The sequence below is a fragment of the Cellulomonas algicola genome, from assembly GCF_003851725.1.
In the GTDB taxonomy this organism is placed as follows: Bacteria; Actinomycetota; Actinomycetes; order Actinomycetales; family Cellulomonadaceae; genus Cellulomonas; species Cellulomonas algicola.
Map to the genome: position 1 here is coordinate 1 of NZ_BHYL01000350.1, position 9,697 is coordinate 9,697.

Sequence of the window (9,697 nt, forward strand, 5' to 3'; positions counted from 1 at the left end):
CCACTGACCTGCACGGCGCCCACGGCGACGGCGCCGGCGGCGCCCACCCCGACCGCGCCGCGCGTGGCGGTGCGCGCGACGCGCCGTCGCCGCGCGCGGGACCGGACGCGCGTCATGTCGAAGGCCGTCGGGACTCCCGCGGGCTCGCCGTCGATCGTCGCGTGCAGTGTGCGGGACAGGTCGGTGCTCATCGTGCCTCCCGGGTGTTCACGAGCTCGATGTCGGTGGTGCGGTCCGCGTCGAGCGGGCCGAGGACCCCTTCGAGGGCGTCCATCGCGTCGGACAGGTAGCGCTTGACGGTGCCGTCGGCGAGCCCGAGCGTGCGGGCGATCTCCGCGACGGTCAGGTCGTCGTAGAACCGCAGGACGACGCACGCCCGCAGTCGTGGGGACAGGGTCGCGAGCGCGGCCTCGACGCTGGCCCGCTCGACGGCGGACGCCTCGGGCGACTCGACCTGCTCGTCGCGCGCGACGAGGTGCCGGACGCTCCGCCACCGCGTCGTGCGGCGGTGCCCGTCCAGGAACTCGGTCAGGATCGCGCGGCGCACGTACGCCTCGGCAGCCACGGTGTCGCGCAGCGGGCGCGTCCGGCCGAAGCAGCGGACGAGCGCCTCCTGGACGACGTCCTCCGCCTGCCGCCGGTCGCCCGTGAGGTACGTCGCGTACCGCACGAGCGCGTGCCCGCGCACCTGCACGAGGTCGTCGAGCACCTGTTCCCACGCCGCCATGCGTGCCTCCTGTCCGGTCGTCGCGCTCAGGACGCTCGGGGCGCCGAGAACGTTGGGTCGGCCGCCGTCAGGCGCGCGTCAGCGGGGGCGCACCTCGTAGAAGAGCGACGTCTCGTCGCCCTCGTCGCCCGGGTGGATCTCGACGAACCAGCCGGGGACGTCGACGGTGACGCCGAGCGGGTCGCGCCCCTCCTCCTTCGCACCGTCGAGCGCCGTCAGGAGGTCGGCCGCCACGAACAGTCGGTCGTCGCCCGCGACGTCCAGCTCGACCGTCCAGCCGGCCGCGGCGTCACCGGCGACCGCGAGGACGGTGCCCGGGGGCATCGGCACGGCGTCCACGGGGAAGTCGCCGGGCAGGCCGGATGCCGCGCTCGCGTGCGGGGGGATCGTCAGGGTCCACGGCCCAGAGGCGGACGTGAGCGGCCCGCCACCGCGCGCGACGACGACCTCGTACGTCCCTGCCGGCAACGGGTCGCCGCCGACGCCGTCGACCGTGCACGTGACGAGGCCGAGCCGCACCTGCTCGGACAGCAGGCCGCTCGTCGCCCGGTTCCACACGGCGACGGCGTCGGACGTGCCCTCCTCGGGCAGGACGGCCGTCGCGACGACGCGCTCGCCGTGGGTGACGAGCACCCGCACCTGCGCCACGGCCGGGGTCGCCGGCGGTACCTCACCGTCGGCGACCCTCGCGTCGATCGACGCCTGGAGGGCGGCGACGGTCTCGGCGCGCTCGTCGAGCTCGTCCTGGCTGACGTCCTTGCCCGCCGCGCGCGCCGCGAGGCGGTCCGTGTAGCCCTGCTCGACGAGCGCGAGCGTGTCCTGCAGGGACGACAGCTCCGTCGCGGGCTCGCCCGCACCGTCCTGGGGCCGCGAGCTCACGGCCTGCACCCAGACCTCGCGCCCGACGTAGGTGCCGAGGTCGCCGGGTCCGGGCACCGCGCCCGGCCCGCTCGCTGTCGCGGGGAACCCGGGTGCCGACCACGACGACCGCGCCAGGCCCAGGGTCGGGTCCGGGGTGCGCCCCAGGCCCGCGACGCTCGACCCGCACTCGCCGGGAGCCGCGTCGGGGTCGGACGGCAGCACGGTGCGGCCGTCACGCGCCCCCGCGAGGTGGACGGCCCCGAGCGCCACGGCACCCGCGGCTCCGACGCCGACCGCTCCCCGCGCACCGAGGTGCACCGCGCGGCGGCGTCGCGCCTGCGCCCGCACCCGTGGGACGTCGACCGGGGCCGGGCCGTCGGGCCGCCCTCGGTCGACCACGTCGTGCAGCACTGCCGCCAGGTCGATGCTCATCGTGCCTCCTCCACCGTGACGCTCTCGTGCCGGTCGGTACCGGTCGACACCGGCCCCAGCACGTCCTCGAGCTGCCCGACCGCGTCGGACAGGTAACGCTTGACCGTGCCCTCGGCGAGACCGAGGCGCCGTGCGACCTCCGGGACCGTCAGGTCGTCGTAGAACCGCAGGACGACGCACGCGCGCAGCCGCGGGCGCAGCATGCCGAGCGCCGCCTCGACGCTCACCCGCTCGACCACGGCGGGCTCCGGGCCGTCCACGGTCTCGCGCCGGATGACGAGGTGCCGCACGGCCGCCCACCGGGTGCGTCGCCGCTGCCCGTCGAGGAAGGCCGTGAGGATCGCCCGCCGGACGTACGCCTCGGCCGCGACGGCGTCGCGGAGCGGACGAGCCTGGCCGAAGCACCGCACGAGGGCGTCGTGCAGCAGGTCCTCCGCGGTGTCCCGGTCACCCGTGAGGAGCGCCGCGTACCGGGCCAGCGCGTGCCCGCGGACCTGCACGAGGTCGTCGAGCACCTGGTCCCACGCCGCCATCGGCCCTCCTGTCCCGAGTCGTCATGGTCCAGGACGCGGAGGGATGGCGGATCGTTGGTCACCCGCTCGGACGCCGGGCACGGACGCCCGGGAGGTCAGGTCCCGGTGGGTCGGTCGCTCAGCCCACGGGTCGCACGTCGTAGGAGATCCGCTCGCCGCGGTCCCACGGCTGCACGTCGACGGTCCAGTCGCCGCTCGCGGTGACGTACCCGGACAGACTCCGCTCGGTGTCGGCGTGCGCGCCGTGCTCGGCCAGGAGCCGCCAGGCGCGCCCGTGCGCGTCGACGCCGGGCACCCGGACCTCGAGGTGCCAGCCGCCGCCGACGTGCGGCGCGGCCGCGACGAGCTCGCCCGGCAGCACCGGCACGTCGTCGACGGGGAAGTCGTCGGGCAGGCCGGTCACGGCAGGGCCGGGGTCGAGGAGGTCGACGGTCCAGCCGGACGCGACGTCCGCGACAGGCGCGTTCGCCGTGACCGGGCCGTCGCCGACGTACACGTCGTACGTCCCGGCGGGCAGGTCGCTCCCGGCGCACGCGTGGAGGTCGAGCCAGGCGTAGGCGGTGAGCATCGTGGTGCCCGGGACGACGACGGGCTCGGGCGTGTCGACCGTCGCGGCCTGCTGCCACGTCGACGCGGCGTCGTCACCGCGTGCGACGTTCTGCGCCCAGCCGACGACCTCGCCGTCGCGCGCGAGCATGACCCGCATCCCCGCGCCGTCACCCGGCGCGTGGTGGTCGTCCGCGACGTGCGCGGCGACGAGCTCGAGCGTCCGGCCGGCCCACTCCCCGAGCGGACCGCCCGCCCCGACTTCGCGGCCCTCGTCGACGTCGCCGAGCGACCGCAGCTGCGGCGACATCTCGCGCCCCGAGGGCTGGGCGACGACGCGCAGGTCGTCGTCGCGGTGCGTGCGCGCCCACGCGGCCACGTCCGTGCCGCACGTCGTGCCCGGACGCAGCTCGCCGTCCCCCGAGCCGGCGGCGAGGTGCACGCCGCCGGCCGTGACGGCGCCCGCCGCGACGAGCCCGACGGCGCCCTGCGCGCCGGAGCGGACGGCGCGACGGCGTCGGATGCGGCGCAGCAGGTCGGCGGACGTGAGCGGGGAGTCCTGCGTGCCGCCGTCGATCGCGGCGTGCAGGTCCGTGCGCAGGTGCGTGCTCATCGGGAGCTCCTCTCGGGGATGGCGTCGATCAGGGAGACGTCGTCGCGGGCGTCCTGCAGCGGGCCGAGCAGGCGCTCGAGCCGCTCGGTCGCCTCGGACAGGTACCGCTTGACCGTCCCGTCGGCGATGCCGAGGGTGCGGGCGATCTCGGGGACGGTGAGGTCGTCGTAGAACCGCAGGACGACGACGGCGCGCTGCCGCGGCGGGAGGGTCGCGACGGCGGACTGCACGTCGAGGCGCGCGCTGCTCGTCGGCTCGGGTCCGGGTGACTCGTCGGCCCGGGCCAGCAGGTGCTGGACGGCGCCCCAGCGGCGGCGTCGGCGGTGCTCCTCGACGAACAGCGTGAGGATGGTCCGCCGCACGTAGGACTCGGCGGCGTGCGCCTCGCGCAGCGCATACCGGCGGGTGAAGCAGCGCACGACGGCGTCCTGCACGAGGTCCTCGCCGCTGCGGCTGTCGCCCGTGAGCATCGTGGCGTAGCGGACGAGCGCGGCGCCGCGGGTGCGGAGCAGCTCGTCGAGCACCTGTTCCCAGGCGGGCATCGGACCTCCCTGTCGTGGCCGTCATGGTGCACGACGGTCGGCGGGGCCCGGATCGTTGTGGCGCCGCTCCACCCCGGTGCTACGTGCCGGGGACGGCGCGCGCGTAGCGCTCGGCCAGGACCCGGACGTGCGCGACGAGCGCGGGCGGCTCCTCGACGTGGAAGTCGAGGCCGAGCATGCCGATCCACACGGCGACGACCTCGACGCTGTCCCCGCCGGTGACGAGGACGCTGCGCCCGTCGTCGGTGGCCTCGACGGTGCCGACGGTCGGGTTGATGCGGGCCAGCACCTCGTCGGGCGGGGCGTCGACGGTGACGCACGCGTGGACGGTCCAGCCGGTCCGCGCGACCTCGCGGACGGTGAACTCGGTCATGTCGCCGGGGAACGGCATGGGCGTGAAGCGTCGGCCGCCGGGCGTGCGCAGGCGGAGCCAGTCGACGCGGTACGGCGCCCAGGTCCCGGTCGACGGCGCGCGGGCGACGAGGAACCAGCGGCGCTGCCACGCGACGAGGCGGTACGGCTCGATCTCGACGGGCTCGTCGCGGTAGTAGGCGCGCAGGCCCTGGTGGTCGCGGACGGCGTCGGCGAGCGCCGCGAGGACGACCGTGTCGACGGCCGGGTCCTCGACGTTCGAGTCGGTGTTCTCGGGTCCGCTCGCGCTGGCGTCGCGGATCGACGCGAGCCGCCGGCGGAGCCGGTCGGGCATGACCTGCTCGAGCTTGGCGAGCGCGGACCGGGCGGGGTCCTCGAACCCCGCGGTCGCGGTGGTGCGGCGCAGGCCGACGGCGACGGCGACGGCCTCGGCGTCGTCGAGCAGGAGGGGTGGCACGCGCGCACCGGCGCCGAGCCGGTAGCGGCCGCCGGGTCCGCGGACGGCGTCGACGGGGTAGCCCAGGTCGCGCAGCCGCGCGACGTCGTTGCGCACCGTGCGGTCGGTGACGTCGAGCCGCTCGGCGAGCTCGGCGCCGGACCAGTCGGGGCGGGACTGCAGGAGGCCCAGCAGCGTGAGCAGGCGGGCGGACGTCGTGGCCATGGGCGCTCCCGGACCTGGTGCGAACCCGCCCCGGACCGCCGCAGGTCCGGCGGGAGAAGCGGAAAGAACCGTTCCGCAACGGCTCCTAGCGTGAGGGTACCGAGCAGGACGAAGACCCCGCTCACGGACCCGCGGAGACCACCATGACCGCCACCCCGCTCTCGATCCGCCCGTTCGCCGTCCACGTCCCGGACGCCGACCTCGACGACCTGCACGAGCGGCTCGCGCGCACCCGCTTCGCCCCCGCCGCGCCCGACGACTCCTGGGAGTACGGCACCCCGCAGTCGTACCTGCGGGACATGGTCGCGCGCTGGACGACGTTCGACTGGCGGGCGGTCGAGGACCGGCTGAACGCGTACCCCGGCTTCGTCACGGAGATCGACGACCAGCCGCTGCACTTCCTGCACGTCCGCTCGGCGCACGCCGACGCGACGCCTTTGCTGCTCGCGCACACCTACCCGGGATCGGTGCTCGACTTCCTCGGCATGATCGACGCGCTCGTCGACCCGACCGCGCACGGCGGCCGGCCGCAGGACGCGTTCCACGTGGTCGTCCCGTCGATGCCGGGCTTCGGCTTCTCGACGCCGCTCGTCGGGGCGGGCTGGACGATGGCGCGCGTGGCGCGCATTTACGACACCCTCATGCGCGGGCTCGGCTACGACGCCTACGGCGTGCACGGCAGCGACGGCGGCGCGATGGTCGGTCGTGAGCTCGCGATCCTCGACCCCGACGGCTTCCGCGGCGCGCACGTGCTGCAGCTGTTCTCGTTCCCGACGGGCGCACCGGGGGAGATGGACGGCTTCGGCCCGCAGGAGTACGCCGCGCTCGCGCACATGCAGTGGTTCCAGTCGGTCGGCGCGTACAACACGATGAACGCGTCCCGGCCGCAGACCGTCGCCGCCGGCCTCGCGGACTCGCCCGTCGCGACGCTCGCGTACCACGAGCTCTTCGAGAGCTTTGGCAACGGCACCTCGCTCGTGACCGCCGACCAGGTGCTCGCACAGGCCAGCCTCTACTGGCTCACCAACACCTACGCGACAGCCGCGCGGTACCACTACGCCGAGCAGCGGTCGGGTGCGGAGCCCGTCGTCAGCACCGGACGGATCGGTGTCGCCGTCTTCAAGGACGACTTCCAGACGATCCGCAGCCTCGCCGAGCGCGACAACGCCCGCATCGAGCACTGGACCGAGCACCCGCGCGGCGGGCACTACGCGGCGCTCGAGGTCCCGCAGGACGTCGTCGACGACCTGCGCGTGTTCTTCGCCTGACGCACTCGTCGTCACCCGGTCGGGGGCGGTGACCCGCGTCGTCGGGCCGCCGCCCCCGCGCCCGTCGCCGACGCTCAGCGGCCGCCGACGCCGCGCGTCGTCAGGCCCTCCAGCGCGGCGGCCGCGCGCGCCTGCTTCACGCGGTACATCGCCGCGTCCGCGTCCCGCATGACGTCGTCCGCGGTGCCCGGGACCCGCTCGCTCGTCGCGATGCCGACGCTCACCCCGACCTGCACGGTCGTCCCGCCGACGTCGAGAGGCTCGAGCAGCGCGCGGCTCAGGCGTTCGGCCACGGCCGTCGCGTCGGCCGTCGACGACATGCCGTCGAGCAGCACGACGAACTCGTCACCCCCGAGGCGCGCCGCGAGGTCGTTGGCCCGCACGGCACGGCTGATCCGCCCGGCGACGGCGACCAGCACCTCGTCCCCGACTGCGTGGCCGAGCGAGTCGTTGACCTCCTTGAACCCGTCGAGGTCCAGGAACAGCACGCCGAAGTGGTAGTGCATGTGGTGCTGGGCGCGGGTCACGGAGCGCTGGAGCTGCTCGGTGAAGAGCGCGCGGTTGGGCAGCCCGGTCAGCGGGTCGTGCAGCGCGGCCCGGCGCAGCTGTTCCTCCTGGTGCCGCAGCTCGAGCGCGACCGTCAGCAGGGCCGTGCACTGGTAGGGGCTCTCACGTCCGTTCTCGACGCCGGTCTGCAACGGGCCGACGAACGTGAGCAGCCCCCAGTCGCTGTCGTTGACCTTCGCCGGCACGACGAGCACGACGTCCTCGGGGTCGCGCGCGAGCGCGATCACGTCGCGCGGCGGGAACGACCGGACGCCGGTCCGGCGGGCGACCGGGTGCGTCGCGACCGGACCCGCCGCGTCGCCGTCGGGCGAGCGCTCGTACGTCCCGGTCACCCGGAGCGTCCGCGCGTCCGGGTCGGGCACCGACCGCTCGCCGGTCGTCCACAGCCCGAGGCAGCCCGCGCGGGCGAAGGTGTGCCGCATCCAGCGCAACGCGGCCGGGTCCTCGTCGGGCGTGTGCAGCAGGTCCATCGTGAGCTCGTAGTGCATCGCCAGGGTCCGGCCGAGCGCGCGCGCCCCGGCGAACGTGCGCTCGCGGGCGTCGTCCGCCCGGTCGGCTCGGTCGGCGTCCGCCGTGCCGGGCGCCGGGCGCTCGACCGGGCACCCGCACGACTCCCGCGGCACGAACGTCGTCGGCACCCGGACGGTCCGCGGTCCCTCGGCGGCGGCCCGGCGGTCGCGGAGCAGCTCGACCGCCGTCGCGCCGATCGCCTCCATCGGCTGCGCGACCGACGCGAGCCCCGGCGACTCGAACCGCGCCCGGTCGATGTCGTCGAACCCCACGACGGCCTGGTCGCCGGGTACGTCGTGCCCCGCCTCGCGAAGTACCCGCATCAGGCCGATCGCGTTGAGGTCGGTTCCGCACACGACGGCGGTCGACGGCAGCCCCGCCGCGAGCATCGCGCGCGCCGCCACCGCACCGCCGCCCTCGAGGTTGTCGGGCGCGTCGTAGACCAGGTCGTCGGCGGGCGCGATGCCGGCCGCGTGCAGGCCGTCGCGGTACCCGTCGTAGCGCTCCGCGACGTCCGGTGCGCCCCGGAACCCGGCGAAGGCGATCCTCGCGTGCCCGTGCGCCGCGAGGTGCGCGACCGCCGCCGCGACGCCCGCCGCGTTGTCGGCGCGCACCGACGTGATCCCGGGCAGCGAGTGCCCCACGAGGACGACGTCCGCACCGCTCGCGTGCAGGTCCTGGACGTAGTCGTCCGCGACCGCGCCGACCGGCACGACGAACCCCTCGACGTGGTCGTGCGCGACGGGCGGCAGGTGCTCGGGCACCGTGTGCGCGTCGATCCGGAACGACGCCGCGTCGAGCGTCTGGACGACGAGGAGGCGGCTCGCGGTGCGCCGCGCGCCCCGCTGCGTGCCGTTGAGCACCCGCCCGTAGAACGGTCCGCCGATGAACGGCGACAGGACGCACACGAGCGGGTCGCCGGAGGGTCGGCGCCTCCCGCCGTCCAGGAGTCCGTCCGCCATCGGTGCCGCCGCTCGTCGTCGCCTCGTCGCGCTGTCGCCCGTGCGTATCGGTCGCCCGGGGCACGTGCTGAGCCGCGGGTCGCGGGACCACCCGCCCGGCGCATCGGGACGCGCCGTGGGCACGGGCCAGGCCGGGTGCGACGGGTCCCTCCACCTGCGCACCCGGCCCGTGACCGGGGACCGCCGCCGTCAGCGTGGCGCGACGTCGTACCGGAGCAGCATGCCGCCGTCGTCGGACGCCTCGACGCCGAACCACACGAGCCAACGTCCGTCCGGGGAGACGAAGGCACCCGACGGGAAGCGGTCGTCGTCGAGCGTCTCGGGGTCGAGGTACGTGGGCGCGTCCGCGCCGCTCTCGAGGCTCCGCTGCGCGTCACCGGCGGGGTCGACACCGACGGCCCGCAGCGTGAACGACCAGCCGCCGTCGGGCCGCTCGGTCGCGTCCAGCAGGGTTGCCTCCGGGAGCGGGAGCCCGGCCGGGAAGCCCGCGGGGAGGGCGACGCCCTTCGGAGGCGTGCTGACCTCCGTCGTCCACGGCCCGGCGAAGCCCGTGCCGGGCGCCTGGGCGACGTAGACGTCGTACCTGCCGGCGGGCACGGCGTCCTCGTCGTCGCACGGCTGCGGGGACACGAACACCGTCCCCGTCTCCCAGACGCCCGACGTCGCCGGGTCGGGCACGCTCTGCAGACGCCACCGCTCGTCGCCCGGCAGGCCGTCCTCGCCCCACGCGACGACGCGACCGTCCCGCGCGAGCAGCACCTGCGTGCCCTCCCGCGGGGCGTCCCCGTCGTCGTTGCGGCGCACCAGCGCGAACTGGAGCCAGTGCGGGTCGGAGACGCCCAGGTCCGTCTCGAGGACGACGTCCGGTGCGCGCAGGTGCTGCTGGAGCGTGCGGTGGACGTCGACACCCTGCCCGAGCGCGAGCCACGTGGGGTCGGGGTCCGGCGGCAACGACTCCACGGCGACCCCGCACAGGTCCGCGGGGGACTCGCCGGCCGCGGTCGTCGCACCCTCGCGCTCGGCGAGCTGCACCCCGCCGATCGCGACCGCGCCCGCCGCGCCGACGCCCGCCGCCGCCCGTCCGCCCGCGCGCGCGGCCCGGC

The 9,697-nt window shown here is 75.9% G+C and carries 10 protein-coding genes; 1 reads left to right on the plus strand and 9 read right to left on the minus strand.

The window, feature by feature from the left end:
• The 7 genes from CTKZ_RS18700 to CTKZ_RS18730 all read right to left on the minus strand — a co-directional run.
• On the minus strand, nucleotides 1-191 hold a 191-nt coding region (locus tag CTKZ_RS18700), incomplete at its 3' end, for a hypothetical protein (protein ID WP_371852393.1).
• Entirely contained in the window at nucleotides 188-727 is a 540-nt protein-coding gene (locus CTKZ_RS18705; protein ID WP_124344337.1) for an RNA polymerase sigma factor, read from the minus strand. The genes CTKZ_RS18700 and CTKZ_RS18705, both read right to left, overlap by 4 nt.
• 78 nt (nucleotides 728-805) lie before the next feature.
• Nucleotides 806-2,020 carry a hypothetical protein gene (locus tag CTKZ_RS18710; protein WP_124344338.1) on the minus strand — a complete coding sequence of 405 codons (1,215 nt, stop codon included), beginning with the start codon at nucleotides 2,018-2,020 and terminating at the stop codon, nucleotides 806-808.
• Nucleotides 2,017-2,553, minus strand: a complete 537-nt coding sequence (locus CTKZ_RS18715; RefSeq protein ID WP_124344339.1) for a sigma-70 family RNA polymerase sigma factor — start codon at nucleotides 2,551-2,553, stop codon at nucleotides 2,017-2,019. The genes CTKZ_RS18710 and CTKZ_RS18715 overlap by 4 nt, the downstream gene beginning before the upstream one ends.
• A 118-nt stretch (nucleotides 2,554-2,671) precedes the next feature.
• A complete protein-coding gene (locus CTKZ_RS18720) occupies nucleotides 2,672-3,712 on the minus strand; it encodes a hypothetical protein (protein ID WP_124344340.1) in 1,041 nt (346 codons plus the stop codon).
• Nucleotides 3,709-4,254, minus strand: a complete 546-nt coding sequence (locus CTKZ_RS18725) for a sigma-70 family RNA polymerase sigma factor (RefSeq protein ID WP_124344341.1) — start codon at nucleotides 4,252-4,254, stop codon at nucleotides 3,709-3,711. Before CTKZ_RS18725 ends, CTKZ_RS18720 begins: the two co-directional genes overlap by 4 nt.
• A 79-nt stretch (nucleotides 4,255-4,333) precedes the next feature.
• Nucleotides 4,334-5,287 carry a helix-turn-helix transcriptional regulator gene (locus CTKZ_RS18730; RefSeq protein ID WP_124344342.1) on the minus strand — a complete coding sequence of 318 codons (954 nt, stop codon included), beginning with the start codon at nucleotides 5,285-5,287 and terminating at the stop codon, nucleotides 4,334-4,336.
• Between the two features lie 143 nt (nucleotides 5,288-5,430).
• Between CTKZ_RS18730 and CTKZ_RS18735 the strand changes: the two genes are divergently transcribed.
• Nucleotides 5,431-6,555, plus strand: coding sequence for an epoxide hydrolase family protein (locus CTKZ_RS18735; RefSeq protein WP_124344343.1), 1,125 nt, complete (start codon nucleotides 5,431-5,433; stop codon nucleotides 6,553-6,555).
• A gap of 74 nt (nucleotides 6,556-6,629) precedes the next feature.
• On the opposite strand, the gene CTKZ_RS18740 is transcribed toward CTKZ_RS18735, so the two are convergent.
• Nucleotides 6,630-8,594 (minus strand): substrate-binding and GGDEF domain-containing protein, encoded by a 1,965-nt coding sequence (locus CTKZ_RS18740; RefSeq protein WP_124344344.1) that lies wholly within the window; start codon nucleotides 8,592-8,594, stop codon nucleotides 6,630-6,632.
• Nucleotides 8,595-8,783: 189 nt separating this feature from the next.
• The coding region (locus CTKZ_RS21740; protein WP_160142936.1) for a hypothetical protein at nucleotides 8,784-9,697 on the minus strand (914 nt) is incomplete at its 5' end.

Excerpts from the sequence above, each read along its gene's own strand:
- CTKZ_RS18705 (WP_124344337.1), bottom strand. The coding sequence starts at position 727 with ATGGCGGCGTGGGAACAGGTGCTCGACGACCTCGTGCAGGTGCGCGGG.
- CTKZ_RS18710 (WP_124344338.1), bottom strand. The coding sequence starts at position 2,020 with ATGAGCATCGACCTGGCGGCAGTGCTGCACGACGTGGTCGACCGAGGG.
- CTKZ_RS18715 (WP_124344339.1), bottom strand. The coding sequence starts at position 2,553 with ATGGCGGCGTGGGACCAGGTGCTCGACGACCTCGTGCAGGTCCGCGGG.
- CTKZ_RS18720 (WP_124344340.1), bottom strand. The coding sequence starts at position 3,712 with ATGAGCACGCACCTGCGCACGGACCTGCACGCCGCGATCGACGGCGGC.
- CTKZ_RS18725 (WP_124344341.1), bottom strand. The coding sequence starts at position 4,254 with ATGCCCGCCTGGGAACAGGTGCTCGACGAGCTGCTCCGCACCCGCGGC.
- CTKZ_RS18730 (WP_124344342.1), bottom strand. The coding sequence starts at position 5,287 with ATGGCCACGACGTCCGCCCGCCTGCTCACGCTGCTGGGCCTCCTGCAG.
- CTKZ_RS18735 (WP_124344343.1), top strand. The coding sequence starts at position 5,431 with ATGACCGCCACCCCGCTCTCGATCCGCCCGTTCGCCGTCCACGTCCCG.
- CTKZ_RS18740 (WP_124344344.1), bottom strand. The coding sequence starts at position 8,594 with ATGGCGGACGGACTCCTGGACGGCGGGAGGCGCCGACCCTCCGGCGAC.